Annotated in this window: 29 protein-coding genes; 19 read left to right on the plus strand and 10 right to left on the minus strand. The window is 72.2% G+C overall.

Features of this window, described 5'->3' with window-relative positions; translation table 11 throughout:
• The first annotated feature begins 61 nt into the window (after positions 1–61).
• Entirely contained in the window at positions 62–481 is a 420-nt protein-coding gene (locus ACFYXK_RS18190; RefSeq protein ID WP_389411991.1) for a hypothetical protein, read from the plus strand.
• A 140-nt stretch (positions 482–621) separates the two neighbouring features.
• Here the strand turns inward: ACFYXK_RS18190 and ACFYXK_RS18195 are convergent, their stop codons facing one another.
• Together ACFYXK_RS18195 and ACFYXK_RS18200 are read right to left on the minus strand one after the other, a co-directional pair.
• Complete coding sequence (locus ACFYXK_RS18195; RefSeq protein WP_383505227.1) at positions 622–1035, minus strand: hypothetical protein; 414 nt, start codon at positions 1033–1035, stop codon at positions 622–624.
• A gap of 89 nt (positions 1036–1124) precedes the next feature.
• Positions 1125–2336 (minus strand): pyridoxal phosphate-dependent aminotransferase, encoded by a 1212-nt coding sequence (locus ACFYXK_RS18200; RefSeq protein ID WP_266626059.1) that lies wholly within the window; start codon positions 2334–2336, stop codon positions 1125–1127.
• Between the two features lie 316 nt (positions 2337–2652).
• Here ACFYXK_RS18200 and ACFYXK_RS18205 point away from each other — a divergent pair, with 316 nt between their 5' ends.
• Positions 2653–3129, plus strand: coding sequence for a macro domain-containing protein (locus ACFYXK_RS18205; RefSeq protein ID WP_389411992.1), 477 nt, complete (start codon positions 2653–2655; stop codon positions 3127–3129).
• Positions 3130–3197: 68 nt separating this feature from the next.
• On the opposite strand, the gene ACFYXK_RS18210 is transcribed toward ACFYXK_RS18205, so the two are convergent.
• On the minus strand, positions 3198–3662 hold the full coding sequence (locus ACFYXK_RS18210; protein ID WP_389411993.1) for a nitroreductase/quinone reductase family protein: 465 nt from the start codon (positions 3660–3662) through the stop codon (positions 3198–3200).
• 132 nt (positions 3663–3794) lie between these two features.
• Here ACFYXK_RS18210 and ACFYXK_RS18215 point away from each other — a divergent pair, with 132 nt between their 5' ends.
• The gene (locus ACFYXK_RS18215; RefSeq protein ID WP_389411994.1) at positions 3795–4361 is read left to right on the plus strand and encodes a hypothetical protein; all 567 of its coding nucleotides are present in this window, start codon (positions 3795–3797) and stop codon (positions 4359–4361) included.
• A gap of 82 nt (positions 4362–4443) precedes the next feature.
• On the opposite strand, the gene ACFYXK_RS18220 is transcribed toward ACFYXK_RS18215, so the two are convergent.
• From ACFYXK_RS18220 to ACFYXK_RS18235, 4 genes are all read right to left on the minus strand, one after another.
• Positions 4444–4629, minus strand: coding sequence for a hypothetical protein (locus ACFYXK_RS18220; protein ID WP_030290913.1), 186 nt, complete (start codon positions 4627–4629; stop codon positions 4444–4446).
• An 87-nt stretch (positions 4630–4716) separates the two neighbouring features.
• Positions 4717–5730 carry a YdcF family protein gene (locus tag ACFYXK_RS18225; RefSeq protein ID WP_389411995.1) on the minus strand — a complete coding sequence of 338 codons (1014 nt, stop codon included), beginning with the start codon at positions 5728–5730 and terminating at the stop codon, positions 4717–4719.
• A gap of 81 nt (positions 5731–5811) precedes the next feature.
• Complete coding sequence (locus tag ACFYXK_RS18230; protein WP_389411996.1) at positions 5812–7383, minus strand: amidohydrolase family protein; 1572 nt, start codon at positions 7381–7383, stop codon at positions 5812–5814.
• A 13-nt stretch (positions 7384–7396) separates the two neighbouring features.
• Positions 7397–8674 carry an alanine racemase gene (locus ACFYXK_RS18235; RefSeq protein ID WP_389411997.1) on the minus strand — a complete coding sequence of 426 codons (1278 nt, stop codon included), beginning with the start codon at positions 8672–8674 and terminating at the stop codon, positions 7397–7399.
• Between the two features lie 139 nt (positions 8675–8813).
• Between ACFYXK_RS18235 and ACFYXK_RS18240 the strand changes: the two genes are divergently transcribed.
• Complete coding sequence (locus ACFYXK_RS18240; RefSeq protein WP_389411998.1) at positions 8814–9596, plus strand: IclR family transcriptional regulator; 783 nt, start codon at positions 8814–8816, stop codon at positions 9594–9596.
• Complete coding sequence (locus ACFYXK_RS18245; RefSeq protein WP_389411999.1) at positions 9593–10003, plus strand: RidA family protein; 411 nt, start codon at positions 9593–9595, stop codon at positions 10001–10003. The genes ACFYXK_RS18240 and ACFYXK_RS18245 overlap by 4 nt, the downstream gene beginning before the upstream one ends.
• A 9-nt stretch (positions 10004–10012) precedes the next feature.
• Here ACFYXK_RS18245 and ACFYXK_RS18250 read toward each other — a convergent pair whose 3' ends face one another.
• Complete coding sequence (locus tag ACFYXK_RS18250; protein WP_389412000.1) at positions 10013–10192, minus strand: hypothetical protein; 180 nt, start codon at positions 10190–10192, stop codon at positions 10013–10015.
• A gap of 173 nt (positions 10193–10365) precedes the next feature.
• Between ACFYXK_RS18250 and ACFYXK_RS18255 the strand changes: the two genes are divergently transcribed.
• Positions 10366–11970: a tetratricopeptide repeat protein gene (locus ACFYXK_RS18255; RefSeq protein WP_389412001.1), complete on the plus strand. Its 1605-nt coding sequence runs from the start codon at positions 10366–10368 to the stop codon at positions 11968–11970.
• 55 nt (positions 11971–12025) lie between these two features.
• Here the strand turns inward: ACFYXK_RS18255 and ACFYXK_RS18260 are convergent, their stop codons facing one another.
• Positions 12026–13366, minus strand: a complete 1341-nt coding sequence (locus tag ACFYXK_RS18260; RefSeq protein WP_389412002.1) for a M14 family metallopeptidase — start codon at positions 13364–13366, stop codon at positions 12026–12028.
• A 126-nt stretch (positions 13367–13492) separates the two neighbouring features.
• Entirely contained in the window at positions 13493–15187 is a 1695-nt protein-coding gene (locus ACFYXK_RS18265) for a chitinase (protein WP_389412003.1), read from the minus strand.
• Between the two features lie 382 nt (positions 15188–15569).
• On the opposite strand from ACFYXK_RS18265, the gene ACFYXK_RS18270 reads away from it, so the two are divergent.
• From ACFYXK_RS18270 to ACFYXK_RS18330, 13 genes are all read left to right on the plus strand, one after another.
• Positions 15570–16553, plus strand: a complete 984-nt coding sequence (locus ACFYXK_RS18270) for a hypothetical protein (RefSeq protein WP_389412004.1) — start codon at positions 15570–15572, stop codon at positions 16551–16553.
• A gap of 40 nt (positions 16554–16593) precedes the next feature.
• Positions 16594–17295 carry a Flp pilus assembly protein CpaB gene (gene cpaB / locus ACFYXK_RS18275; RefSeq protein WP_383505183.1) on the plus strand — a complete coding sequence of 234 codons (702 nt, stop codon included), beginning with the start codon at positions 16594–16596 and terminating at the stop codon, positions 17293–17295.
• Between the two features lie 7 nt (positions 17296–17302).
• Positions 17303–18616, plus strand: coding sequence for a CpaE family protein (locus ACFYXK_RS18280; RefSeq protein WP_389412005.1), 1314 nt, complete (start codon positions 17303–17305; stop codon positions 18614–18616).
• A 60-nt stretch (positions 18617–18676) separates the two neighbouring features.
• The gene (locus ACFYXK_RS18285; protein ID WP_389412006.1) at positions 18677–19006 is read left to right on the plus strand and encodes a TadE/TadG family type IV pilus assembly protein; all 330 of its coding nucleotides are present in this window, start codon (positions 18677–18679) and stop codon (positions 19004–19006) included.
• 1 nt (position 19007) lies between these two features.
• On the plus strand, positions 19008–19370 hold the full coding sequence (locus tag ACFYXK_RS18290; protein WP_389412007.1) for a TadE/TadG family type IV pilus assembly protein: 363 nt from the start codon (positions 19008–19010) through the stop codon (positions 19368–19370).
• Positions 19367–20713, plus strand: a complete 1347-nt coding sequence (locus ACFYXK_RS18295) for a CpaF family protein (RefSeq protein ID WP_266996753.1) — start codon at positions 19367–19369, stop codon at positions 20711–20713. Before ACFYXK_RS18290 ends, ACFYXK_RS18295 begins: the two co-directional genes overlap by 4 nt.
• The gene (locus ACFYXK_RS18300; RefSeq protein ID WP_389412008.1) at positions 20710–21648 is read left to right on the plus strand and encodes a type II secretion system F family protein; all 939 of its coding nucleotides are present in this window, start codon (positions 20710–20712) and stop codon (positions 21646–21648) included. Before ACFYXK_RS18295 ends, ACFYXK_RS18300 begins: the two co-directional genes overlap by 4 nt.
• A 13-nt stretch (positions 21649–21661) precedes the next feature.
• On the plus strand, positions 21662–22555 hold the full coding sequence (locus ACFYXK_RS18305; protein WP_053786263.1) for a DUF5936 domain-containing protein: 894 nt from the start codon (positions 21662–21664) through the stop codon (positions 22553–22555).
• A gap of 3 nt (positions 22556–22558) precedes the next feature.
• Positions 22559–23806, plus strand: coding sequence for a sensor histidine kinase (locus ACFYXK_RS18310; protein WP_389412009.1), 1248 nt, complete (start codon positions 22559–22561; stop codon positions 23804–23806).
• The gene (locus ACFYXK_RS18315) at positions 23806–24489 is read left to right on the plus strand and encodes a response regulator (protein ID WP_383505159.1); all 684 of its coding nucleotides are present in this window, start codon (positions 23806–23808) and stop codon (positions 24487–24489) included. The genes ACFYXK_RS18310 and ACFYXK_RS18315 overlap by 1 nt, the downstream gene beginning before the upstream one ends.
• Before the next feature lie 110 nt (positions 24490–24599).
• Positions 24600–24800 (plus strand): hypothetical protein, encoded by a 201-nt coding sequence (locus ACFYXK_RS18320; protein ID WP_266996757.1) that lies wholly within the window; start codon positions 24600–24602, stop codon positions 24798–24800.
• On the plus strand, positions 24797–25432 hold the full coding sequence (locus ACFYXK_RS18325) for a pilus assembly protein TadG-related protein (RefSeq protein WP_389412010.1): 636 nt from the start codon (positions 24797–24799) through the stop codon (positions 25430–25432). The genes ACFYXK_RS18320 and ACFYXK_RS18325 overlap by 4 nt, the downstream gene beginning before the upstream one ends.
• 30 nt (positions 25433–25462) lie before the next feature.
• Positions 25463–26044 (plus strand): hypothetical protein, encoded by a 582-nt coding sequence (locus tag ACFYXK_RS18330; RefSeq protein ID WP_389412011.1) that lies wholly within the window; start codon positions 25463–25465, stop codon positions 26042–26044.
• Positions 26045–26046: the final 2 nt, after the last annotated feature.

The following is a 26046-nucleotide window of genomic DNA, read 5'->3' on the forward strand; positions in this document are numbered from 1 at the left end:
CTGTGTGGATCGGCCGGTGCTGGCAGGCCGGGCGGCAGGCCGGGAGGATCGTCCCATGGGCGTGAGCGCGTTGAAGTGGCAGGGCTGGGCGGTCGGCCTGACGGTCGTGGCCGGCCTGCTGGTGTTCGCCCCGCTGGGCCTGTACGTCTGGGCCAGCGGCGAGCCGGGCGCGGCGCCGCCGCGGCCGGCGGTGGAGGACGTACGGGTCACCGGCTGCCGGATCGACCCCGGCAGCCGCCGCGTGGTGGCGACGGTGGAGGTGACGGGCCGCCCCGAGGGCACCGGCGCGTACGTGGTCACGGTCGAGTTCCGCGAAACCGCGGACCCGGACCCGGCCGCCCGCGCGGCCCAGGCCCTGGTGAGACTGCCCGGCGTGGCCCCGTCCGCCACGGAACGCGCCGAGGCCCTGGGCCCCCTCTGGCCCCCGGCCACCACCCCCTGGTGCGGGGTCGCGGGAGCGGACTTCACGCCGTCCGGGTAGCCCGGCCCCTGCGTCCGCATCCAGCCTCGCCGGCGTTTGGGGCGCGGGGGTCCGGGGGCGGAGCCCCGGAGTATTCCCCGGGTCCGGGGCAGGGCGGTGGCGCCCGGTCCGGAGCCTCCGCGGCCCCGGACCGGGGCCGATCAGAGGCTGCCGGCCAGGTTCTGCGAGGCCAGGGCGGCGGCGTGCGCGTCCATGCGCTCGGCGGCGAGGATCGCGACGGTGGTGTCGGCGCGGGACGCGGCGACGACCAGCGCGCGGCCGGCGAGGTCATGGGCCCGCTGGTGCAGGGCGGTGAGCTCGGCGGCGCCGGCGATGTCGGCACGCGGTGCACGGGCGGGCTCGGCGCCGCGCAGCCGGGCCACCTGGGTGGCGATGCGGGCGGCGGCGCCGTCGAGCCCGAGCTCGTCGGTGACGGTCAGCAGGGCCGCCAGGTGCCCGGCGAGCTGGGTGTCCAGCGCTTCGGCGCGGCTGCTGTGCGGATAGCCGGCGTGGCCGTCGGAGTGGCGGCCGCCCAGACGGTGGACGACCGGCTTCGTGCGGATCGGCTCGTACATGAGGGGGCCTCCTGCGTGGTCAGGAGGCCATCCTACATTGGATCCGTTCTAAAGTTGTGCTCGATCCGGCATCTAGTGCCCCGTGCCTGCTAGGGCTGGCCGTATCCGTCGAGGAACTTGCCGATCCGGGTCACGGCGTCCGCCAGGTCCTTGGGGTTCGGCAGCGTCACGATCCGGAAGTGGTCGGGCTCGGGCCAGTTGAAGCCCGTACCGTGCACCACCATGATCTTCTCGGCCCGCAGCAGGTCGAGGACCAGCTGGCGGTCGTCCTTGATCTTGTAGACGGCCGGGTCGAGCTTCGGGAAGAGGTACAGCGCACCCTTGGGCTTCACGCAGGTGATGCCGGGGATCTGGGTCAGCAGCTCGTACGCCGTGTCGCGCTGCTCCAGCAGCCGCCCGCCCGGCAGGACGAGGTCCGTGATCGACTGCCGGCCGCCGAGCGCGGTCGCGACGGCGTGCTGCGAGGGCATGTTCGCGCACAGTCGCATGTTGGCCAGGATCGTCAGGCCCTCGATGTACGACGCTGCGTGCTTCTTGGGGCCGCAGACCGCCATCCAGCCGGACCGGTAGCCGGCGACGCGGTAGTTCTTGGAGAGCCCGTTGAAGGTGAGGGTCAGCAGGTCCGGGGCGATCGCGGCGGTGTTCGTGTGCGTGGCGCCGTCGTAGAGGATCCGGTCGTAGATCTCGTCGGAGCAGACGATCAGGTTGTGGCGGCGCGCGATGTCCGTGAGGCCGCGCAGCATCTCGTCGTCGTAGACGGCGCCGGTCGGGTTGTTCGGGTTGATGATCACCATTGCGCGGGTGCGGTCGGTGATCTTGCGCTCGATGTCGGCGAGGTCCGGCATCCAGTCGGACTGCTCGTCGCAGCGGTAGTGCACGGCGGTGCCGCCGGCCAGCGACACGGAGGCGGTCCACAGCGGGTAGTCCGGCGCGGGGACGAGCACCTCGTCGCCGTCGTCGAGCAGCGCCTGCATCGACATCTGGATCAGCTCGGAGACGCCGTTGCCGAGGTAGATGTCCTCGACGTCCAGCTCGATGCCCTTGGTCTGGTAGTGCTGCATGACCGCGCGGCGCGCGGAGAGCAGCCCCTTCGCGTCCCCGTACCCGTGGGCGTTGCCCAGGTTGCGGAGCATGTCCTCAAGGATCTCCGGCGGGCACTCGAAGCCGAAGGCCGCGGGGTTGCCGGTGTTGAGCTTGAGGATGCGATGACCTGCCGCTTCGAGCCGCATGGCCTCTTCGAGGACGGGGCCGCGGATCTCGTAGCAGACATTGGCGAGTTTCGTTGACTGGATCACCTGCATGACGGGAGCTTACGGGCCCTGCGGGCGGTCCGCCGAGGTATTCGGGACAGGAACGGGGGAGGGATATGTCCCGTTTCGCATGATGGGACGGTGGCGGCCCGATCCCCCCTTGGAAACGGCGGCGCCGCGGCGCTGCGGCCTGCGGAATCGGTGGGGGCCGGGGGGCGAGGCGAACCGCGGTGTTGCGCTCGTCACGCTCGTCGTTTCGAGGCGGGCGCGTACGGGTCCCGAGCAGGGCCGAAAACCCCCGGGCGCCGCCGGGGCACCGATGTCAGTGCTCGCCCGTACGGTCGTGGGTGGGGGAAAGGGGCGGAACATGGAACAGCTGCGCATCATCGCGGGGGACGCGACCAGCCCGCAGGCCAAGGGGCCGAAGATCATCGCGCATGTCTGCAACGACATCGGCGGATGGGGCAAGGGCTTCGTCGTGGCGCTCTCGAAGCGCTGGCCCGAGCCCGAGAAGGCGTACCGGGCCTGGCACCGGGGCCGCAGCGGGAACGACTTCGGACTGGGCGCGGTCCAGCTGGTCCGGGTGGCGCCGGACGTCTGGGTGGCCAACATGGTCGGCCAGCGGGGCATACGCACGGGCAGCGGCGGCCCGCCGATCCGCTACGACGCGGTGGAGCGCTGCCTGGCCGCGCTCGCCGGGCACGCGCTCGAACGGGGCGCCTCGGTCCACATGCCCCGCATCGGCTGCGGCCTGGCCGGTGGCCGGTGGCCCCTCGTCGAGCCGCTGATCACCCGGGCCCTGTCCGCCCGGGACGTGCCCGTGACGGTCTACGACCACGGGTGAGCGCCGGACCGGCCGGCTGTCCGTCTTCCGGGCCGGTCCGGTGCGGGGCGCGATCCGGACGGCCGGCGTCAGGCGGAGCGGCCTGGGGCCGGCTCCAGGATGACCAGCGGGATCTCGCGCGGAGCCGCCGCCGTCCGGTAGTCGTCGAAGAGGGGCCACAGGGCCGTCATGGCGGGCCAGTACACGTCCCGCTCGATCGGGCAGGCCGTACGCGCCGCGGCCTGGAAGACGGCCGGGCCGACCTGGAGGCGGACCTCCGGGTGGGCGGCCAGGTTCCGGTACCAGGCCGGGTGCTCCGGGGCGCCCCAGTCGGCCGCCAGCACGATGTGGCGGCCCGCGTCCTCGACGTAGATCAGCGGGGTCCGGGCGGTCCGGCCCGTGGTGCGGTCGAACGTGGTGAGCAGGAGCGTGGGGACCCCGTGCCAGAGATGGCCGTCGCGTCCGCCGGTGGTCACGTAGTCCTGCACGTGGTCCCGCTCGCGGCCGGGCCGCGGGTCGGTGGGGTGATCCCAGTCGATGGTGATCGTCTGCATGGCGGTGCCTCCGAGTCAGGGCCCCCGCGAGGCTTAACGATCCTTCACCGCTTCTGGATGCGGTCGGCTCTGGATGCGGTCGGCCGGGAGCGCGCTTTGGGCCTCATGATCACCATCGGTGAGACTGTGGCCATGACAAGGGAAAAGACGGGCCGGATCATCGGCGCGACATTCGGGCTCGCCTTCATCCAGGTGAACGCGGCCGCCCTGCCGACAGCCGCCGCCATCCCGTTGCGGGTGCTCGCACTGGTCGCCTTCCTGGCCGTGTTCCGTGCGGTGCGCCGCAGCCCCGCGCCCCTGCCCGAGGCGGCCGCGGGCACCGCGACCCGCTCGTACTTCGGCCGGCGCTACGGATACGTGGTGGCCGCCGAGGTGATCGCCGGCGCGGTCGGCATCTTCGTCGTCAACGGCCCGCTGGACGCCCCGAACGCCGTGATCGCCTGGATCGCGCTCGTGGTCGGAGTGCACTTCTTCGGGCTCGCGGTCGTCTGGCGGACGGCCTCGCTGAACCTGCTGGCCGCCGCGATGTCCGCGTGCGGCGCCGCGGGCCTGGTGCTGGCCGCCTCCGGGTCCTCCCGGGCGGCCATCGCCGTGGTCGCGGGGATCGTTCCGGGAGCGCTGCTGCTCGGCTCGGTCTGGTGGAGCCTGCGCGCGGCCGCCGCAGCCGGCGCTCCCGCCGCCACCGGCAGCGCTTCGTAACGGCCGACGTGTGGCCCCGGTCCGGGGGTGCGGCCCCCGGTCCGGGGCCACCAGCAGCTTTCGTGCCGCGCTGCCGCCCGCACTACGGGAGGTAGCGCTCGATGACCGCCGGTCCCTCCTTCTCGATCAGCTGGCGCGCCTTCTCGAGCCGCTCCGGAGTCGGCTCCATGCCTTGCACCATCACGAGGTCCTCGGGGTCGTACGGCCGTTCCCCGCCGCTGAAGAGCTTGGCCGGCCGCTTGGGCTGCTGGTCCGATTCACTGTCCATCGGTTACCTCCTCGGAATGTCCCCCGATCCCCTCATCCTCCGGCGACATCTCCATGAACGCACCTGCAGGGACCCGGGCCCGCGCCGTCACGCCGAGGCGACCGCCGCCGCCAGGGCCGTCAGGGCGACTATCGAGGCGCAGATGCTCAGGTTCACCGCCCGGTGCTCCCAGAACACCGCGACGAACTCGCGCAGGGTGGCGCTCGGCCAGAAGTACGTGGCCGTCGGGGAACCCAGCACCTGCCCGTTGACCCCCGCCCTGCGGGCCGTCATCGCGGCCCGGAAGGCGTGGAAGTTGTTGGTGACGACCACGCAGCGGTAGCCGGGGTCCGCATCGAGCATGATCGTGCGGCTGAAGGCGAGGTTCTCCTTCGTCGTGCGGGAGCGGTCCTCGAGCCGTATCTGCTCCTCCGGGACGCCCTGCGCGATCAGCCAGTCGGCCATCGCCCGCGCCTCCGACAGCCTCTCGTCCGTGCCCTGCCCGCCCGAGACCAGCAGCAGCGGCACCCGGCCGCCCCGGGCCACCTGGGCGGCGTGGATCTGCCGGCCCCTCTCCAGCCGGGACGCCAGCAGCGGCGGCACCCGCTCGCCGCAGATGAGACCGGAGCCCAGCATCACCACGTAGTCGACGTCGCCGCGCACCGAGATCCGCCCGTAGAGGAAGGCGTACGCGAGGAAGCAGAGGAAGAGGAAGGAGACGTAGCCGACGAGCATGACCAGGCCCGCCACCATCGTGTCCAGGACGCGCGAGCCCCGGCCGGCCACCCCGAGGACCAGCGCGATCAGCGCGAAGATCCCGACCCCCGCCGCCATGGACAGCATGTTGGTCGGACTGCGGCCCTCCTTGCGGATCATCGTCAGCCCGTTGCGGATCAGATAGCCGCCGAGCACGAGCGTGCCGACCGTCGGCACGAGCAGCACCAGCAGGATCGCGATCGCGTCCAGCGGTGACGGCAGTTCAGGTATCTGGAACAGCAGGCCGATCGACCCGAACATCAGGGTGAGGCCCAGCAGGACCGCGTTCCGAAAGCGCCGGCGGTCCTCCCGCACGCTCACGCAGAAGAGGACGAAGAACAGCGCGGCGGGGACGAAGGCGAGCATGCCGCCCATCGTAGGCGGCCTGCCTGGACCCCCGGCGGGCTCGACGACCCAACCGCCGCAAGGGCCGGCGGCCTCGAGGCCTCAGCGCCCGCGGTACGGCGTCCGGCGGACCGACCGGCCGGCCAGGACGTCCGTCCTGCGCCCGTCCCGCATCACGAACCGGCCGTCGATCAGCACGTGCGGGATGCCGGCCGGCAGCGCGCGCGGGTTCTCGTACGTCGACCCGGCCGCGACCGTGTCCGGGTCGAACAGGACGAGATCGGCGCGGTGGCCGGTGTGCACCAACCCCCGGTCGGGCAGCCGCAGTCGGGCCGCCGGGCGGCCGGCCAGGTGGGCCACGCACTCCTCCAGGGAGAGCACGCCGAGCTCGCGCACATAGCGCCCGAGGTAGTGCGGGAAGGTGCCGTACGCCCGCGGATGCGGTTTCGCGCCCTGGAGGATGCCGTCGGAGCCGCCGGTGTGGACCCGGTGGCGCATGATCGCCCGCACGTTCTCCTCGTGGCCGACGTGCTGGAGGATCGTCGGCCCCAGCCGGTCCTCCACCAGCAGCCGCCGGGCGGCGTTCCAGTCCCGCAGGCGGGTGCCGACGTACGCCCCGTGCGCGGGGTCCGCCGTCCCCGAGATCTCGATCGTCGCCCAGTCGACGGGGACGCCGTGGCAGCCGTCGGACCCGGTCACCTCCAGCGCGTACCGGATCCGTTCGGCCTCGGCGTCGTCGCGCAGGCGGGCGAGGACCGCGTCCGGCCCGCCCTCGTTCGCCCAGCCGGGCAGGAGCGCGACGAGGGTGGTGCAGCCCGGGGTGTACGGGTACGAGTCGAGGGTGATGTCGGCCCCGGCGGCGAGGGCGTCGTCGAGGAGGGTGAGGAGTGCGCCCGCCCGGCCCTCGTTCTCCGCGAAGTTCATGGTGGCGTGCGCGAGATGGAGCGCACAGCCGGCCCGGCGGGTCAGCTCGACCATCTCGGCGTACGCGCCGCGCGCACCGCGCCCGTACGAGCGGTGGTGCGGGCAGTAGTAGCCGCCGTACGCGGCCACCACCCGGCACAGCTCGGTCAGTTCGGCGTCGGACGCGTACATGCCGGGGGTGTAGGTGAGCCCGGAGGACAGGCCGACGGCGCCCTGCGCGAGGCCCTCGGCGACGAGTGCGCGCATCCGGTCGAGCTCGACGGGGGTGGCCGGGCGGTCGTCCCAGCCCAGGGCGTACGCGCGGACGGTGCCCTGCGGGACGAGGTAGGCGGCGTTGACGGCGATGCCGGTGCGGTCGAGCCGGTCCAGGTACCCGCCCACGTCCCGCCAGTCGAACTCGACGTCCTCGCCCGGGCCGTTCCAGCCGGTGATGGCGGCCCGCACCTGCGCCAGGGTGCGGTCGTCGACGGGCGCGTACGAGAGCCCGTCCTGGCCCAGGACCTCGAGGGTCACGCCCTGGGCGGCCTTGGCGCTGTGGTCCGGGTCGCGGAGCAGGGCGAGGTCGCTGTGGGCGTGCATGTCGACGAAGCCGGGGGCCAGCGCGAGGCCGTGCGCGTCGACGGTGTGGCGGCCGCCGGAGCGGATCCGGCCGATCTCGGCGATCCGGCCCTCGTGCACGCCCACGTCGGCGGTGTACGAGGGCCCGCCCGTTCCGTCGACGACGCGGGCCCCGCGGATGACCAGGTCCACCGGCGCGGCTCCGCTAGAAGAAGGTGCGGACGTAGTCGGTGACCGTGCCGTCGGCCGCGACGACGGGGATCAGCGGCCACTTCTCGAAGATCGTGCAGGGGTGGGACATGCCGAGCGCCACCCAGTCGCCGACGTTCACCCCGTCCGCGGAGTCGGTCTCCAGCCAGGCGTGCTGGTCGGACAGTTTGACCACGCGGACACCGGTGGCCGCCCGCTCCTCGCCGGTCAGCGCGTCGCGGACCACCTCGGCCTCGGGCAGGCCCAGGTCGTAGGCGATGTCGCGCTTGCCGGCGTTGACGAAGGCCTGCGTGGGGGAGGGGCGGGAGACGACCTGGGTCCAGAGCCGGAAGGCGGGGCGCAGCCCGCCCTCCTCCGGAACGCGGTTGAAGGGGGTCAGGCGGGTGTACCAGCCGTGGTCGTGGGAGACGTACGCGCCGGAGCGCAGCAGCCGCAGCGTCGGCCGGGACAGCTCCGGGAGCTCGCCGAACACGTCGGCGACGGCGTCGAACCAGGCGGAGCCGCCCGCGCTGACGACGATCTCGTCGGTCCCCGCGAACCGCCCGGCCCGGTCGAACTCGACGGCGAGCGCGGTGAGCCGGCGCAGGTACGCGTGCACGGAGTCCGGGTCGGCGCCGGGGACCTCGGCCTCGTACCCGGCGATGCCGACCAGGCGCAGGGTGGCGGCCCCGGCCACGGCGTCGGCGACGGCCCGGCAGTCCTCGTCGGTCCGCGCGCCGGTACGGGCGCCCTCGCCGGCGCCGAGCTCGACGACGACGTCGACGACCTGGTCCTGCCCCTGCAGCGCCCGGTCCATGAGCTGGACCCCGCGCACGGAGTCGACGTAGCAGACGAAGCGGAACCCGGGATCGGCGGCGAGCTCGGCGGCCACCCAGCGCAGGGCGGCCGGGTCGACGAGCTCGTTGGCCAGGAAGATCCGCTGGATGCCGAACGCGCGGTAGACGCGCGCCTGGTGGGGGACGGCGGCGGTGATGCCCCAGGCGCCGTGTTCGAGCTGGCGCCGGAAGAGCTGCGGCGCCATGCAGGTCTTGCCGTGCGGGGCGAAGGCGAGGCCGTGCCGGGCGGCGTACGTGCCGAGGACGGTGAGGTTGTGCTCCAGCGCGTCGGCGTCGAGCGTGAGGACGGGGGTGGTGAACCCGCCGGTGTAGAGGTCCCGCTTCTCGGAGGCCAGCTGCCCGACGGTGAGGTTCGCCCGCTCGGCGTCGGGCGGCAGCCCCTTGAACCGGTGGTCGACCGGTTCGTCGGCGAGCCGTCGGACTGCTTCGGTGCCCATGCGGATTCCTCCTCGCGTTGCATCAACTGCAACGCTCGTTGCGTGCTGTGCCTATGGGTGTCTAACATCCCTGGTGGTAAAGGGTCAACGTCCCGCCGCGTGTCCTGGGTTCCGCAGCGGACGGCCGGAAGGGCATGGCGTGAGTCAGTCGGTGGAGCGGGCGCTGCGGATCCTGCCGCTGCTCGCGAAGGGGGCGGCGGGGCTCGGCGAGGTGGCCGAGGAGCTCGGCGTGCACAAGAGCACGGCCCTGCGCCTGCTGCGCACCCTGCACGAGCACGGCTTCGTCTACCGCCGGCCCGACGGCCGCTACCGCCTCGGCGCGCAGCTCTTCGCGCTGGCCGGGCAGGCCCTGGAGAACCTGGACGTCCGCGCCGTCGCCCACCCGCACCTCGTCGAGCTGAACCGGCTCACCGGGCACACCGTGCACCTCGCCCTCCACCAGGACGACGAGGTGGTCTACGTCGACAAGGTCGACAGCCGCTACCCCGTCCGGATGTACTCCCGCATCGGCAAGCCCGTCCCGCTCACCGTCGCCGCCGTCGCGAAGCTGCTGCTCGCCGACCTCCCCGAGGCGGAGCGGCGCAGCCTCGCCGAGCGCATCGACTACCCCCGCTACACCGCCCGCTCCACCCCCGACGCGCGGGCCTTCCTGCGCGAGCTGGAGCTCGTACGGGAACAGGGCTGGGCCAGCGACCTGGGCGGCCACGAGGAGTCGATCAACTGCGTCGGCGCCCCGGTGCGCGGGCCGGACGGGCGGGTCGTCGCCGCGCTGTCCCTCTCCGCGCCCGGCGTCGTCGTCCCCGCCGAGGGGCTGCTCGAACTGCTGCCCCTGGTCCTGCGCACCGCCGACACCGTCAGCCGGGAGTACTCCGGCTCCCCGCAGAACCCCGGCTCCCCAGAGAACAGCGAGGACACCCCGTGACCGAGAAGACCGCCATCACGCCCGGCACCCACACCACCCCGCCCGCGAAGTTCTCGCACGGCGTGCGCAAGGGGAACATCCTCCAGGTCGCCGGCCAGGTCGGCTTCCTGCCCCACGTGGACGGCCGGGCGCCCACCCCCGCCGGGCCGACGCTGCGCGAACAGACGCTCCAGACGCTGGAGAACGTCCGCTCCGTACTGGAGGCCGGCGGCGCGGGCTGGGACGACGTGATGATGATCCGGGTGTACCTCACCGACACCGGGCACTTCGCCGAGATGAACGCCCTCTACAACGCCTACTTCGAGGAGCAGGGCCTCAAGGAGGCGCCGGCCGCCCGCACCACCGTGTACGTCGGCCTGCCCGCGGGCCTCCTCATCGAGATCGACGCCCTCGCCGTCCTCGGCTGACCGCAGCTCTCAGAAGGGCCAGTTGACGCCCAGCCATACCCCGCCCCCCGAAACGAGCGCGGAGCCCATCCATCCGATCAGCCGGGCGGGGCGCCGTGCGAGACTCATCTCGAAGGTGCCGACGCGCAGTTCGAAGTACGGGCGGGGGCGCGGGGGCGTGGTCCCGGACCGGGACGGGGACGCGGGCATGGCGGGGCTCCTTCGCATCACGGCCGGGTCCACTGCCCGGCCTGTGGAACCACAGGCCATCACGTCCGGATCGGGCCCTGCGCGTTCCGGGAGGGTACGGCTGCGTCCCGGACGGCTGCGCGGGTGTCCCGGAAACGGTCCGCACCGTCCGGACGTCCGCGAAAATCGGCGCCATGAACGACTCATGGGGCCGGTTCCGCTCGGATCTGCGGTCCTTGAAGGAAGCCGCCGGGATGAGCTTCAAGCAGATCAAGGCGGCGGCCGAGGCAGCGGATGCGTTCCTGCCCACGTCGACCGTGTCGGACCTGCTGGGCAGGGCGGAGACGAAGGTCGGGAGGGAATGCACCGGGCAGCTCGCGCGCCTGGTCGAGATCCTGATCGCGAACACCGCCCCCGGCGAACCGGCCGCCGCCCCCTGGCGGGACAGGGCGTCCTGGCAGCGCCGCTGGTGGGCGCTCGACGACAAGGACCGCGGCGCCGCCTCGCCGCCGCCGGTCACGGGAACCGAGGGGGCCTTCGGCTGGGACGGCGCCCTGGAGAAACTCGGCCTGGGCGCCGGAACCGAGATCGCCTGGCTGAAAGACCGGCGTCCCTCCCGGATGGCCGCCGTCATCAGTGAACTCGCCGCCCTGGGCATGTACTGCCAGGCCCACGACGTCGCGTGCGAACTCCTGCGCTGCACCGAAGGGACGCGCGGCCCGCGGGATCCGGGAGTGCTGGCCGCCCGGCACGTGGCCGCGTACTGGACCGGGGAGGCGGGAAACCCGCGCACGGCGAGGGACTTGACCGCCGCCCTGCTGGCCGACTGCCGAGAGGTCCTCGGCGAGGAGCACGTGCTCAGCCGGCTCGCCGCCCTCCGGCTGGCCGTCTGGACGACGGCAGCGGGCGACCCGGCGCAGGGGCGCAGGCTCTTCCGCGAGCTCGCCCGCGGCGGCTCGGACGACCGGATCACCCTGCTCGCCCGGCTCGGCGGGGTCCGGACGGCCCTGCTGGCCGGCGAGGCCGAGGAGGCCGGGGACCGGCTCCTGCGCCTGCTGCCCGCCCTCGTGGCGGAGTATGCGGAGCACCACCCCGTGGTGATCGCCGCCCGGCTCTACGAGGCTCAGGCGCTCTGGGCCGGCACGAGGCGCGCGCACAGCGGCAGGCTGCTGGACGGTCTCGTGGGCGACGCGACCGAACACCTCGGCCGGGCGCACCCGCTGACCCTGTACGCGCAGGGTCTGCACGCCCGGCTCGTCCTGGCCGACAAAGACGCGAACCGCGCGCTCGAACTGGCCGAGGACGCGTACGCCGAAGCCGTACGCGTCCTCGGTGCGGACCATCCCGACAGCCTCTCCGTCGGCAATATCCTGGCCATCGTCCGGGCGAGCAGCGACGGGCTCGCCGCCGAGGAGATGTTCGGCGAGGTGTACCGGCGCGCCAGGGAAGCCCTGGGACCCGAGCACCACCTCACCCTGGACATCAGCCACAACCTCGCGGTCGTGACGACGCGCTGGGACCTGCAGGCGGCCAGAGCGCTGTTCGAGGACGTGCAGGAGGCGCGGATCCGGGTGCTGGGGGCCGAACACCCCCAGACGCTGCTGACCCGGATGGCTGTCGCCGTCGCGGTGCTGGAACTCGACGGCAAGGACGCGGCCCGGCCGCTCCTCGAAGAGGTCCACCACGCGCGCGTCCGGGTGCTCGGCTCCGCGCACCCGGACGTCGAGTTCACGAGCAAGTTCCTCCGGATCGCGGCGCAGCGGGCGCCCGCCCTCCCGGGCGGCCCGTCCGAGCACTGAGAGGGGCGCCCCCCTGGTGGCGGGGGCGCCCCGGAACCGTGTTCCCGGCGGTCGGCTACGAGGCGCAGTACTGCGACTGCTTGCCGATCGAGCGGTACATGCAGTCCGCGTTCTCCAGAAGTTGCAGGACGGCGTCGCGGTTGCGTGCCGTCTCACGGTCGATCACCTCGTCCGGCGGGTAGAAGCCGCCCCCGCCGCCCGTGTCGGACGGGTACATCTCGAAGGTGTAGGCGAAGATCTTCTGGTTGCCCCACAGCCAGTCGTCGATCGTCCCGTCCGTGATGTACAGGTCGCTCGACTGCTCCGGCGTGTAGCCGTTGCTGTTGGCCATGCTCGTGCCGATGGTCTTGTAGACGGCGAGGTCGTCGGCCGTCAGGCCCGGCGCCGTGTCGTTGTACGTCCACCCGAACGGCCAGAGCACCAGCTCGCTGTAGGTGTGGAAGTCGATGGCGGCGGTGATCTGCTGCTTGCCGCCGACCACGCGGCTGCGGACGAAGTCCGAGACCACCTTCACCTCGGGCGCCGACTCGGCGGCCGCGCCGCGGTAGGTCTCGGAGCTCTTGCTGCTGCTGGAGCCGCCGCAGCAGCCCCACTTGTAGTTCCAGTTCCGGTTCTCGTCGGTGCCGACGTACGAGGAGCCCGAGTTCGGCTGCCGGTTCTTGCGCCAGGAGCGGTAGGAGCCGGTCGCGATGTCGTACTCGCCGCCGTCCGGGTTGAGGTCCGGCACGATCCAGATCTCGCGGCCGTTGACCATGTTGGTGATCCGCGTGTCGGTGCCGTACTTGGAACCGAACTCCTTGAGCAGGTAGAGCGCCATCTCGACGGTCAGGTGCTCGCGGGCGTGCTGGTGGTGCGTGAAGAGCACCTCGGGCTCGTTCTCGTCGGTCGCGACGTTGTCGCTGATCTTGATGGCGACGATGTCCCGGCCCTGGTACGACTTTCCGATCACCTTCTTGCTCATGATCGAGGGGTACTGCGCGATGCGCTGGTCGATCTCCGCGTTCGCCTCGGCGTAGTTGTGGTACATCGAGTCCTTGGACGGGAAGTCCATCGGGCTCGCCGCCACGCCCCGCTCGGAGCGGTCCGGCGGTCCGGGCAGCGCGGTCAGCCTGTATCCGAGTGACCGCAGCTCCTTGGCCTGCATGGGGTCGGCGCTGACGACGACGGAGCGGGCGTCGACCTCGTCGATCGAGACACCGGTGCGGAGCAGGGCCGTTCGCTCCGCGGCCGTGGACGGGCCCTTGATCTCGTACTGGACGACGGCCTCGTCCTGGGTGGCGGTCGACGGCGTGGGCGGTGGGGCCGCCGTCGCGCTCATGCCGTAGGCGGGTGCACCGAGCGCGAGAGCGAGCAGGGCCGCCGTGACGGCGGCCCTGCGTCGGGTGTGGAGCCGCATGCGTTCTCCTGGGTGGGAGTGTGGGGGTAGCCGTGCGGACGCGCACAGCGTGCTCTTGTGGCATGTCCCGGTCAAGGACTGCATTCCGGCCAAATCTGCCGGGACGGCCACCCCCACACGTACCGCCTAGGGCAGGCCGTGAACCTTCGGACCCACCGAGTTGGACCAAGCGCTGCCCGCCTTGGCGTCCCAGTTGGTCGACCAGGTCATCGCGCCGCGCAGCCCCGGGTACGTCTTCGAGGGCTTGAACGATCCGCAGTTCGTGCCCCTGGCCAGGCAGTCCAGGGCGTTGTTCACGACGGTCGGGGAGACGTACCCGCTGCCCGCGCCGCTCGGCGAGGCCGGGACGCCGATGCCCACCTGCGAGGGGTCGAGGCCGCCCTCGAGCTGGATGCAGGCCAGCGCGGTGAGGAAGTCCACCGAGCCCTGCGAGTAGACCTTGCCGTCGCAGCCGTTCATCGAGCCGCTGTTGTAGTACTGCATGTTGACGACGGTGAGGATGTCCTTGATGTTCAGCGCCGTCTTGAAGTAGCCGCCAGCCGTCGACTGCATGTCGATGGTCTGCGGGGCCATCGTGATGACGAGCGAGGAGCCGGCCTTGGCGGACAGCGAGCGCAGGGCCTGCGTCATGTAGGTCGGGTTGAGGCCGTTCTCCAGGTCGATGTCGATCCCGCTGAAGCCGTACTCCTGCATCAGCGCGTACGCCGAGTTCGCCAGGTTGTTCGCGGAGGCGGAGTCGTTCACCGAGATGGTGCCCTTCTCGCCGCCGATGGAGAGGATGACCGACTTGCCGGCCGCCTTCTTCGCGGCGACGTCCGCCTTGAACTGCGCGACCGTGTAGCCGCCGAGACCGGCCGAGTCGAGGTTGAAGGCGATGGCCCCGGGCGTGGTCGTGGCGTCGGCGAAGGAGACCGCGATGATGTCGTACTGGGACGAGACGTCGGAGATCTTCTGGACGGTCGCGCCGTTGTTGAAGTTCTGCCAGTAGCCGGTCAGCGCGTGCCTGGGGACCGAGGGGTTCGGGTCCGGGTTCCCGCCGCCGGTCGTCGTGCCGGTCACCGCCGCCGACTTCGGGCCCTCTCCGGCCGCGTTGTACGCGCTCACCTGGAAGGAGTAGGAGGTGGCGGCGGCGAGCCCGGTGATCTGGGCGGGGGAGCCGGACACGGTCCTGACGCGGACCCCGTCCTGATGGACGTAATAGCCGGTGGCCCCGCTGACCGCGTTCCACGAAAGGGTGAGCCCGTTCGCGCTCTGGCCGGAAACGGCGGTCCCGGCCGGGGCGCCGGGGACGGACGGGCCGGGGTCGGTGCCGCCGCCCCCGTCCGGGCCGAAGACGCTGAAGTCGTCGACGGCGTACGCGGGCTGCCCGTACCAGCCGTGCGTCCACACGGTGACCCGGGTGGTGTTCGGGCCCGTGGTGAAGGTGGTCGACAGCTTCTGCCAGCCGCCGCCCGAGCCGGGGGTCCAGGTGGACACGTCCTGCGTACCGGTCCCGGTCGCGCCGAGGTACACGTACGAGCCCTGCACCTGCTCGCTGAGCGTGTACGTCGAGTTCGGCTTGACCGTGACGGTCTGACTGCACTGCGCGTTGTCCTGGCCCGAGGGGGTGCCCTTGAGGGCGCCGGCCCCGGCGTACACGGGCGAGGACACGACGGCGCCGCTCCCGGAGGTGCACGTCCAGTCGGCGAGCCCGGACTCGAAGCCTCCGTTGCGGGCCACGTTGACGTCGGCGGCCTGCGCGGTGCCGGTGGCGAGGGCGGTCAGGCCGCCGGCGGTGAGGGTGGCGGCGCCCAGGAGGGCGAGCGAGCGTATGCGGTTCACGTGGTCTCCGTGGGGGGAGAAGGGGATGTGAAGGGGGTGGTGGAACAGGCGGAGGGGCAGGTGGAAGCACGCCTTCGGGCGTAAGTGGGGGAAGCCGTCAACGTGTTGGCCCCAAGTTGGTCCAGACCAATCTCCGTGTCAAGGCTCTTTGCAATGTGGCTTGAATCGATCGGGCGTCCGATCCTGGTTGTCCGGGTTTCCCGCCACCTGTGACAGGTGCCTGCAGCACGGGAATTCCCAAGGCCCTGCCCTGCCAGGGACGACGCGGATATGGTGCTGGGGCAAGGGGGAAGGGCGCCGATCGTTTGCGGTCGCGCAGGGGTGCGCGTACGCGACGGCGGCGCCGACGTATGGGGCGTACGGGGTGAACAGGGGGATTCGCGTGCCGACCGCCATTGCCGTCACCAGCGCCGATCTGGTGCTGCCGGCCCCTGACCGGCACACACCGCCGGCCGTCGTACTGCACCCGCCGGGGCAGCTCGATCTGGCGGGCGCGCTCGCCGAGACGAGCGCCCTGCTGGAGCGCCACGGCCATCTCGTCGTCTTCGTGCCGCCCTGGCTGCCGGCGGCGACCGTCCAGCGGCTCCACACGGTACGGGCCATCCTGGAGACCGACCGGATCGCCTTCCTCGACCTCGATCTGCCCCCGCTGGCCACGGCCCTGCTCGTCCGTCAGCTGCGCCAGCTCAGCGTCTGCGACTTCAGCCCCGGGGTCATCGCCTCCGCGGCCCGGCTGCTGTCCCACTACATCCACGCAGGGGCCCTGCTGGGCTCGGTCGCCAAACTGGACCGGGTCGCGGTCGGCCTCAAGGCCCACGCGCGCTCGTGGTCGCCGAACGCGCAGTTCGCCGTACTGGCCCACCCCACCCCGCACCTGGCCAGGCTGAGCGGCTCCGGCGGCAAGGCCCGCGGCGGGCGCGGCGGACACGGGGGGCGCGGCGGACACGGCGGAGGCGGGCGCTCCGGGGGCGCGGCGGGCGCCGGGCTGCCGCCCGGGCCCGGCTTCGCCACCCACCTCACCTTCGCCCGCGGCCAGCTCGCCTCCGACTGGGTGACGGCCGAACTCGCCCCCGCCTGGCAGGTCCAGGGCGTCATGGAGAACCCGCTCCCCGCCGACTCGCCCGTCTGGTGGGCCACGACGAAGCTCGTGGAGTTCGCCGCCGCCATCCCGGACCCGTCCGTGCTCTACCAGCTCGTCGCCTCCGTCCGGCGCGAGCAGTGCCACTGGTGCGGCCTCGAGCTCATCGGCGACCGCTGCGGCTTCTGCGCGGCGCCGCTGACCGCACCGCCTCCGGCCGAGGACGGAGGCCGGACGCCGCCCCCGGCGTTCTCCGGCTCTCCCGGCTCCGCCAGACCAAGACACTGACCGGCCCGAACGAACGAAGAACGGCGAGGTAGTACGGCACATGAACTCACGCCAGCGCCGCGGCGTCATCCTGCTGCTCCTGTCGGTCCTGTGCGCCCTCGCGGCGTTCGGCGGGGTCCTCGTGGTGATCGGCGACGTCAATTCCAAGGTCGGGGCCGAGGTCGTCGCGTACCGCGCCAAGGGCGACATCGCGCCGTACAGTCCGCTGTCGCCGGGCCAGTTCGAGGAAGTCCCGATCCCCAAGCGCTGGCTGTCCGACACCGCCGTCACCGACCTCGGGCAGCTCAAGGACAAGATCACGCTCACCACCCTGCGCAAGGGCTCACTGCTCCAGGCAGGCATGTTCGTCGACAAGCCGCAGCTCCAGCCCGGGGAGCAGGAGATCGCCATCATGATCGACGCGGCGACCGGCGTGGCCGGCAAGATCTACTCCGGGGCCAAGGTCAACATCATCGCCACCTTCAAGGGCGCCAAGGACACCGAGCCCTCGCGGTCGGTGATCATCGTGGCCAATGCGCGCGTCCTGAACGTCGGCAAGCTCACCGCCCTCGACAAGGACGGCGACAAGAAGGGCCCCGCCGAGGCGGTCCCGATCACCTTCGCCCTGAACACCAAGGACACCCAGCGCGTCGCGTACGCCGAGTCCTTCGCGGAGCACGTACGCCTGGCCCTGGTGGCCCCCGGCACCGACTCCGCGCCCGGCGCGGGCGACCGTACGTACACCCTCGACGGGGACAAGTGAGGCCCGGATGACCACCCGAATCCTCCCCGCGGCCGGCGACCCGGACGCCGCCCGCGCCATCTCCACCCTCCTCAGCCAGCTCCCGGCCGCCGAGCCGGGCGCCCCGGTCCCCGACTCCACCTCGCTGCTGGACACCCTGGGGCGGCTGGCCGCCGAGTCCATCGACGAACTGCCCGAGGTCGTCCTCGTCCACGAGCGGATCGGCCCGGTGCCCGCGCTCGACCTCATCCGCGAGGTCGCGCTCCGCTTCCCGGCGGTGGGCGTGGTGCTGGTGTCCTCGGACGCGGGCCCGGCGCTGTTCTCCGCCGCCATGGACTCCGGCGCCCGGGGCCTGATCGGGCTGCCGCTCGCGTACGAGGAACTCGCGGCCCGCGTCCAGGCCGCGGCCCAGTGGTCCGTCGGCGTACGGCGCCACCTGGGCCGGGGAGCCGACGTGTTCACCGGCCCCGGCGGCAAGGTGGTCACCGTCACCGGGGCCAAGGGCGGCGTCGGCACCACCTTCACCGCCGTGCAGTTCGCGCTCGCCGCGGCCGCCTCGGGACGGCGTACCGCCCTGGTCGACATGGACCTCCAGGCCGGCGACGTCGGCTCGTACCTCGACGTGCAGTTCCGGCGCTCCATCGCCGACCTCGCCGGGATCCAGGACATCTCGCCGCGGGTGCTCCAGGACGCGGTGTACGACGACCGCACCGGGCTGGCACTGCTGCTGGCCCCGGCGGACGGCGAGCGCGGCGAGGAGGTCGACGAACGCGCCGCCCGGCACATCGTCGGCGCCCTGCGCAGCCGGTACGAGCTGGTCGTCATCGACTGCGGCACCCAGGTGACGGGCGCGAACGCGGCGGCGGTCGAGATGGCGGACGTGGCGGTCCTGGTCACCACCCCGGACGTGGTCTCCGTACGGGCGGCGAAGCGGCTGGTGCGGATGTGGGAGCGGCTCCAGGTCCGCAAGGCGGAGGACACCGCGATGGTGGTCAACCGCTGGAGCAAGCACACCGAGATCCAGCCCGCGCTCATCGAGAAGATCACGAAGACCCGGGCCACCCGGACCCCGGTGCCCGCGGCCTTCAAGGAGCTCCAGGCGGTCGTGGACGCGGGACGGGTCCAGGACCTCGACAACCGCTCCAGCGTGAAGCAGGCGCTGTGGACGCTGGCCGGCGAACTCGGCCTGCTGACACCCCCGTCCACGGCGGAGCCCGCAGCCGCCGCCCCGGGAGCCCCGGGTGCGGCCCTGGCCGTACGGACCCCCGGCCCGGTGGCCCGCCTGCGGGGCGGCGACCGGGGCGCGGCGGGCCCCTGGCTGCGCCGCGGCCGGGAGGGCTGACGCGTGTCCGCGCGCAGACCCGTCCGGGCCGCCCGGGGCGGACGCGCAGACCGTGGCCAGGTGGCGGTCGAGTTCGTCGGCATGGTGCCGCTGATCCTGCTGCTCGTGGCGGCGGTGTGGGAGTGCGTACTGATCGGGTACGCCTTCTCCCTGGCGGGCAACGCGGCGGACGAGGCGGCCCGGGCGGGGGCGGTGCACGGCGGCGGGGCGTGCGATGCCGCCGCCCGGCGGCACGTCGGGGGCGCCTGGAACATGGGCGTGGAGTGCGGTGAGGCGGGCAACGTCTACAAGGCGACCGTGAAGCTCAACCTCCCGGTCTTCTTCCCGGGCCTCGACATCGGCGTCCCGATCACGGGCGAGGGCGGCTCGGCGAAGGAAGAGGAGGACTGAGGTGGAACGAGACCGGGACCGGGGCCAAGTGGCCCTGGAGTACATCGGCTTCATCCCCATCCTGCTGTTCGTCGCACTGTGCGGGATCCAGCTCGGCTGGGTCGGCTACGTCCACCAGCAGGCCGAGACCGCTGCCCGCACCGCCGCGCGGGTGGAGGCCCGCAACCCGGGTGCCGGCTCGGCGGCCGGCTCGGCGGCCATCAGCTCCGGCCTCGACGCGACGGTCGACGTGGTGTCGAGCCGCGACGCGGTGACCGCGAAGGTCAGCATCCCGATCAAGTCCATCGTGCCCGGCCTGTCCATCGATCCGGCCACGGCCACGGCCATCATGCCCAACGACGACCCGAAGGTGACCGGACCATGAGCCTGCGTTCCCGGGTCAACACCCCCGACGACCGGCACAGTCCGCGCGAGGACGGCCGGCTCGTCTCCGCGTACCGGGCGAAGCTGCTGGAGGAGATCGACCTCGCCGAGATGTCCGCGCTCGCGCCCGCCGAGCGCCGGGCCCGGCTGGAGCGGGTACTCGGGCACATCATCAGCCGCGAGGGGCCCGTCCTCTCCACCGTCGAGCGGGCCCAGCTGATCCGCCGGGTCGTGGACGAGGCGCTCGGTCTCGGCGTGCTCGAACCGCTCCTCGAGGACGCCTCGATCTCCGAGATCATGGTCAACGGCCCGGACCAGATCTTCGTCGAGCGCGCCGGCCGGGTGGAGCAGCTGCCCCTGCGCTTCGCCTCGCACGAGCAGCTGATGCAGACCATCGAGCGGATCGTCTCCACCGTCAACCGCCGGGTGGACGAGGCCAATCCGATGGTCGACGCCCGCCTGCCCAGCGGCGAGCGCGTCAACGTCATCATCCCGCCGCTGTCCCTGACCGGGGCCACCCTCACGATCCGCCGCTTCCCCCGGGCGTTCACCCTGCACGAGATGATCGGCCTCGGCTCGCTCGACGAGCAGATGCTCCTGCTCCTGTCCGGCCTGGTCCAGGCGAAGATGAACGTCATCGTGTCGGGGGCCACCGGCACCGGGAAGACCACGCTCCTCAACGCCCTCTCCGGCCTGATCCCCGAGGGCGAGCGGATCATCACCATCGAGGACTCCGCGGAGCTCCAGCTCCAGCAGGCCCACGTCATCCGCCTCGAATCCCGTCCGGCGAACGTGGAGGGCAAGGGCCGGATCACCATCCGCGACCTCGTACGCAACTCCCTGCGCATGCGCCCCGACCGCATCATCGTCGGCGAGGTCCGCGGCGGCGAGACGCTCGACATGCTCCAGGCGATGTCGACCGGCCACGACGGCTCCCTGGCCACCGTCCACGCCAACAGTGCCGAGGACGCCCTGATGCGCCTGCAGACCCTCGCCTCGATGTCCGAGGTGGAGGTCCCCTTCGAGGCCCTCCAGGACCAGATCAACAGCGCGGTGAACGTGGTCGTCCAGCTGACCCGCTTCGGCGACGGTTCGCGCCGCGTCACGGAGATCGCCATCCTCGACTCGCACGGCCGCGAGCCCTTCCGCATCACCACCGTCTGCCGGTTCGCCGCCCAGCCGATGGGCGCCGACGGCCGCGTCCACGGCTACTTCGAGTACTACCCGCTGCCGCGCCGGATCGCGGACCGCCTCTACATGAACAACCAGCCGATCCCGCAGGCCTTCGGGGTCGCCATGTCCGACGACCAGCTCGCCACCCGCATCACCCGGACCGTCCTGTGAACCCACTCATCCTCCTCACCCTCGGCGCCACGCTGCTGGCCTGCGCCCTCGTCGTCGCGGGCGTCCACGCCTACGCCGCCGGCCGCGCCCAGCGCGCCGCCCTCATCGAACGCCTCGCCACGGACGGCGCACCGGAGCCGGCGGGCCGCAGGCGCCGCTTCCCCGGGGTGGACCGGCGCCTGCGCAGGACCGCGCTGGGCAAGCGGATCGAGGTGAAGCTGGCCGTCACCGGCCTGGACCTCACCCCCGGCGAGTTCTTCGTCTACGTGCTGATGTCCGTCGCCGGGGTGTGGCTGGTCGCGGCCAGCTTCCTGGCCCCGTTCTTCGGCCCGGTGGCCGGTCTGATCGGCCTGTGGGCGGCGGACGCCTTCCTCAACTGGCAGCGGGCGCGCCGTACCGAGCGGTTCATCAACCAGCTCCCCGAGCTCGCCCGCATCCTCGCCAACGCCACCCAGGCCGGGCTGGCCCTGCGTACGGCCATCGCCATAGCGGCGGAGGAGCTGGAGGCCCCGGCGGGCGAGGAGCTCGCGCGCGTCGCCGACCGGCTCGCCGTCGGGCACTCCATCGAGGAGTCCCTCGGCGAGATCGCGCAGCGGCTTCCCTCCCGGGAACTGGTCGTCCTCGTCTCCACGCTCGTCCTGTCCGCACGCGCGGGCGGCGCGATCGTCGGCAGCCTGCGCAACCTCACGGTGACGCTGGAGCAGCGCAAGGAGACGCGGCGCGAGATCCGTACCCAGCTGTCCCAGGTGACGGTGACGGCCTACCTGGTACCGGCGATCGGACTCGGCTCGCTGCTGCTGGTGAACGTGATGATGCCGGGCGCGCTGGACCGGATGACCGGCGCGTTCATCGGCCAGACGGCGGTGCTGGTGGCGATCGGGCTCTTCACGCTCGGCTTCGTCCTGATCCGCCGCCTCTCGAAGATCGACGTGTGAGGGGGCGACGGACATGACGGCTCTGCTGCTGGCCCTGCTGCTGGGGGTGTCGGTCTTCGGCGCCTTCCACGGCATCCGCCTCTACCGCGCCGAGACGAAACTGCCGAGCGACCTCGCGCTCGCCCTGGAGGTCGGCGCCACCCGTACGACGGCCGTCGGCTCGGCCGTCGACCGGCTGGGCATCCGCTGGGCGCCGCTCGTCCTGCGCCTGATGGGCCCGAACCGGGTCGCCCGCAAGCGCCGCCAGATCGACCTGGCGGGCAACCCGGCCGGCCTGACGATCGACCGGTACGCGGCGCGCCGTGCGGTGTACGGGTTCCTCGGCGCGCTCGGCGCGTTCTCGATGCTGATCAACGGCCAGCTCGTACCGGCCCTGCTGATGGTCGCCTTCGGCCTGTTCTGGATCGAGGTCGGCCTGTGGTCGGCGATCCGGGTCCGCCGCGACCACATCGAGCGGACGCTGCCGGACTTCCTGGACGTGCTGGCGGTCGTCGTGAGCGCGGGGCTCGGCTTCCGGCAGGCGCTGGAGCGGGTGGCCGCCAAGTACGAGGGCCCCTGGTCGGACGAGATCCGGATCACCCTGCAGCAGATGGACATGGGCGTCAGCCGCCGCCAGGCCTTCGACGAGTTGCGCGCGCGCAACGACTCCGAGCAGGTGGCGCAGTTCGTGACCGCGCTCCAGCAGGGCGAGGAGCTGGGCTCGCCGATCGTCGAGACGCTGATCGCGATCGCCGAGGACATGCGCCGTACGGACGCCCAGAACGCCCGGCGCCGGGCCGCCCGGGCCGTCCCGAAGGCCACGTTCGCGGTGACGATGTTCATGCTGCCGGGCACGCTGATCCTGCTGGTCTGCGGCTTCGTGTACGGCGCGGACGTCGACTTCGGCGCGATGCTCGGGGGCGGGTGAGCCATGGCGGTCCTCCACATCCCCCTGGGCGACCCGGCCGGCCTGGCCGGCTCGGGCGCGCGGGGCGGGGCGCGGCGCACGGCGCAGGGCGCGGCGCAGGGCACGGCCAGGCCCTCCCTCACCCTCCAGGCCAACGCCCTCCAGGCCCTGTGCCGCCGGGTGTTCGCGTTCCGCATGGTGGTGATCGGCCTGGGCGCGCCGCTGGCACTGGGGCGCACGGCCCGCGGCGGTCCGACGTACCTCGTGGGCGGCGCGATCCTGCTCACCTTCATGCTCTCGTACGTGCTCTTCCGCGACTGGGAGCGCTTCGGGCCGCTGCTGCTGCGCCACCGCTGGCTGCTGGCGCCGGACATGGCGTTCTGCGGGCTGCTGCTGGTCACGGCGACACCCGACTCGCCCCTCGGCTTCGCCCTGCTGTGCACACCGCTGCTGGCCGGGCTGGTCCACGGGTGGCGCGGCTCGGCGGTCCACGCGGCCCTGGCGGCGGCCCTGGTGGTGGCCGTGGGCGGCGGCGGCCTGACCCTTCCGGTGCTCTGCCTCCTGGCGGGCGCGGCCGGCGCCTCGCTGCGGGACCTGCTCTTCCGCTTCGGCTCGGCCAGCCAGGCCCTGACGGAGACGCGGGCCCGGCTGGCGGCGGCCGAGGCGGTGCGCGCCGAACGGGACCACCTGGCCCGCGAGATGCACGACTCGGTGTCGAAGACCCTGCACGGCCTGGCCCTGGCGGCGGACGCCCTCGCCCGCACGACGGACCCGGCAGCCCTGCGCCGCCAGGCCTGCTTCCTCTCCGGCGCGGCCCGAGCGGCGGCGGCGGAATCCCGCGCGCTGCTGGCGGACCTGCGCGGGGACGCGGAGGGCGTCCCGCTGGCGGCCGAACTCCTGGGCCTGGTCGGTACGGACGCGGAGCTCCGTACGGCGGGAGTCCTCCCGGTGGCGGCCCCGGGGGTGGCGCACCACGTCCTGTCCATCACCGCGGAGGCCCTGGAGAACGCCCGCCGCCACGCGGGAGCCACACACGTGGTGGTCTCGGCGGCGGCGGACGCGAGGGACCTCACCCTGACCGTCGAGGACGACGGCTGCGGCCTCCCGCCGGACGCCCTGCACCGCAGGGGCCGCTACGGCCTGCTCGGCATGACGGAACGCGCGGCGGCGATCGGCGCCCGCCTCCACATCGGAGCCCGGCCGTCCGGCCCCGGGACCCTCGTCCGCCTGGACCTCCCGCTCGCGGCCCTGATCCCGGAGGGGAGCCCGTGATGCCGCTCCGCGTCCTGATCGCCGACGACAACCCGGTGGTACGGGCGGGCCTGGCGTCCCTGCTGGCGACGGCCGGGGACATGGAGGTCGTGGCCCAGGCGGCAGACGGCCGCGAGGCCCTGAGCCTGACCCGCCGGCACGCCCCGGACGTGATCCTGCTGGACGTCCGCATGCCGGGCGTCGACGGCATCTCGGCGCTGCCGCACCTCGTACAGCTGGCGCCCGTACTGATGCTGACGTACAGCCAGGAGTCGGAGATCGTCCGGGAAGCCCTCCTCCTGGGCGCGGGCGGGTACCTGGTCCACGGCGAATTCACACCGGAGGACCTGGTCCGAGCGGTCCGCGACGTCCGCGAGGGCCGGGCCCACTTCACGACGACGGCGGCGAGCGCACTCCTGGCAGACCTACGGACCTCTTCGCAACCGCAACGAACTGTGGCACGCTCTCCTGAGCGGGTGCACAACTCGGTTCTCTTCGGCCTGAGTTCGAGGGAGGTGGAGATCATGGATCTGATCGCGTCCGGGATGAGCAACCAGCAGATCGCGGCCACCTGCTTCATCAGCGAGAAGACGGTCAAGAACCACATCAACCGCATCTTCGCGAAGCTCCAGAGCACCAGCCGCAGCGAGGCGATAGCGCGCTGGCTGGGAACGGCCCGTCCAGGGGTGAGCGGCCATGGGTAGACGGAGTGCGCAGTGGGTCCGTAATTGGGCCCCGGGACCCTTGGTTATCACCGGTGACTCCCCGTACGGTCCGCAAACCAACAGCGGCACCGGCCCGGGAGGGAACCCCCATGTTGCAGAACACCCTGGCGAGGATGCGGAAGCGGTACGAGGGCAAGGGCGCGAGCGATCGAGGCCAGACGGCCTTCGAATACCTGGGCATCATCCTGGTGGTCGTGGTGATCATCGGCGCGATCGTAGGAACGGGCATCGGCCAGAGCATCACCAACAAGATCAAGGACCAGATCACCGCCATCACCGCGGGCAAGTGATCGCGCATCGATTCGGTGACCGGGGGCAGGCCTTCCCGATCTACATCGTGGCGATTGCCGCTCTGCTCTTCGCCGCGTTGGCGTTCGTGGCGGTCGGGATGGCCGGCGCGACGCGCAGCGATGCCCAGGGGGCAGCAGATGCTGCGGCACTGGCTGCTGCGCGCGAAGCGAGGGACAACGTCTTCCTGGGCCTCGACCTGCTGGATCTCAAACCTGCCGACTGGGAGAAAATCGTCGACGGCGATCTCCTCAAGGGAACCGGTGCCTGCGCGAAGGCGGTCGACTTCGCCGCCTTGAACGATGCCACTGCAGTGTGCGAACCGGCCGCCTCCGAGTTCACCGTCAAGGTCGAGACCAACGGCACTGTCGGGAAGTCGGTCGTACCAGGGACCAGCGACAGAAAGGGCAAGGCCACAGCCACGGCCCTGATCGAGCCGCGCTGTTCCCTGAGCTCGGCCCCGACCCCCGCCCCAACACCGGCACCCACAACGACGCCGAGTCCGTCACCCTCACCTGGGGTGGGGAGTGTCGTCTTCGAGTGCCGCGGGAAGACCCTCACGTTGGATCCCGCGAAACCTGGCCCGTTGTCGCAGCTGGCGAGGGCACTCTTCAGCGTACGACTGGTCGACTGACAGCGAACGAGAGACAAGGAAGCGGCGTAGATGAGCATGCGGTACAAGGTGAAGGTCCGCGGGGGAGCGGCCGTTGCGGTTGCAGCGGCCTTGGCACTCACATTGGCCGGATGCGGCGGCGGCAACGACGACAAGCCGGCAGGCGCGAGTTCCTCCGCACCGAAACCGTCGGGGGGCGCGCAGGAACCCTCCTCCGGGAAGCAGAGTTCCGCTCCACCGGCGGTCATCGCCACGGCAACCGGCGAAGACGGGGTCGTCCTCGAGGTCAACGAGGCAAAGCGCGACGCAGGCGGCTTCCTCACGGTGAGCGGCCAACTCAAGAACACCGGCGACAAGGACTTCAACCACACCACGGCTTGGCGCGGCAACGAACTCACAGGCAGCGGCGAGTCGGTTGCCGGGGCCACCTTGGTCGACAAGGCGGGCAAGAAGCGCTACTACGTGCTGCGCGACACCGAAGGAAGGTGCCTGTGCACCACAGGCGTGAACTCGATCGGAGCCGGCAAGTCGTTGCCGTTCTTCGTCCAGTTCCCCGCGCCGCCGACGAACACTGCCGAGGTCGACTTCAGCCTCCCCACCTTCGCCACGGCCACCATCAAAATCTCCGGGTGACC

Source organism: Streptomyces sp. NPDC002209 (assembly GCF_042890265.1).
Classification (GTDB): Bacteria; Actinomycetota; Actinomycetes; order Streptomycetales; family Streptomycetaceae; genus Streptomyces.

What these genes read in the sequence shown, in the direction of transcription:
- ACFYXK_RS18195 (WP_383505227.1), bottom strand. Translation starts at nt 1,035, where the DNA reads ATGTACGAGCCGATCCGCACGAAGCCGGTCGTCCACCGTCTGGGCGGC.
- ACFYXK_RS18200 (WP_266626059.1), bottom strand. Translation starts at nt 2,336, where the DNA reads ATGCAGGTGATCCAGTCAACGAAACTCGCCAATGTCTGCTACGAGATC.
- ACFYXK_RS18205 (WP_389411992.1), top strand. Translation starts at nt 2,653, where the DNA reads ATGGAACAGCTGCGCATCATCGCGGGGGACGCGACCAGCCCGCAGGCC.
- ACFYXK_RS18210 (WP_389411993.1), bottom strand. Translation starts at nt 3,662, where the DNA reads ATGCAGACGATCACCATCGACTGGGATCACCCCACCGACCCGCGGCCC.
- ACFYXK_RS18215 (WP_389411994.1), top strand. Translation starts at nt 3,795, where the DNA reads ATGACAAGGGAAAAGACGGGCCGGATCATCGGCGCGACATTCGGGCTC.
- ACFYXK_RS18220 (WP_030290913.1), bottom strand. Translation starts at nt 4,629, where the DNA reads ATGGACAGTGAATCGGACCAGCAGCCCAAGCGGCCGGCCAAGCTCTTC.
- ACFYXK_RS18225 (WP_389411995.1), bottom strand. Translation starts at nt 5,730, where the DNA reads ATGCTCGCCTTCGTCCCCGCCGCGCTGTTCTTCGTCCTCTTCTGCGTG.
- ACFYXK_RS18235 (WP_389411997.1), bottom strand. Translation starts at nt 8,674, where the DNA reads ATGGGCACCGAAGCAGTCCGACGGCTCGCCGACGAACCGGTCGACCAC.
- ACFYXK_RS18250 (WP_389412000.1), bottom strand. Translation starts at nt 10,192, where the DNA reads ATGCCCGCGTCCCCGTCCCGGTCCGGGACCACGCCCCCGCGCCCCCGC.
- ACFYXK_RS18255 (WP_389412001.1), top strand. Translation starts at nt 10,366, where the DNA reads ATGAACGACTCATGGGGCCGGTTCCGCTCGGATCTGCGGTCCTTGAAG.
- ACFYXK_RS18260 (WP_389412002.1), bottom strand. Translation starts at nt 13,366, where the DNA reads ATGCGGCTCCACACCCGACGCAGGGCCGCCGTCACGGCGGCCCTGCTC.
- cpaB (WP_383505183.1), top strand. Translation starts at nt 16,594, where the DNA reads ATGAACTCACGCCAGCGCCGCGGCGTCATCCTGCTGCTCCTGTCGGTC.
- ACFYXK_RS18280 (WP_389412005.1), top strand. Translation starts at nt 17,303, where the DNA reads ATGACCACCCGAATCCTCCCCGCGGCCGGCGACCCGGACGCCGCCCGC.
- ACFYXK_RS18295 (WP_266996753.1), top strand. Translation starts at nt 19,367, where the DNA reads ATGAGCCTGCGTTCCCGGGTCAACACCCCCGACGACCGGCACAGTCCG.
- ACFYXK_RS18305 (WP_053786263.1), top strand. Translation starts at nt 21,662, where the DNA reads ATGACGGCTCTGCTGCTGGCCCTGCTGCTGGGGGTGTCGGTCTTCGGC.
- ACFYXK_RS18310 (WP_389412009.1), top strand. Translation starts at nt 22,559, where the DNA reads ATGGCGGTCCTCCACATCCCCCTGGGCGACCCGGCCGGCCTGGCCGGC.
- ACFYXK_RS18315 (WP_383505159.1), top strand. Translation starts at nt 23,806, where the DNA reads ATGCCGCTCCGCGTCCTGATCGCCGACGACAACCCGGTGGTACGGGCG.
- ACFYXK_RS18320 (WP_266996757.1), top strand. Translation starts at nt 24,600, where the DNA reads ATGTTGCAGAACACCCTGGCGAGGATGCGGAAGCGGTACGAGGGCAAG.
- ACFYXK_RS18330 (WP_389412011.1), top strand. Translation starts at nt 25,463, where the DNA reads ATGAGCATGCGGTACAAGGTGAAGGTCCGCGGGGGAGCGGCCGTTGCG.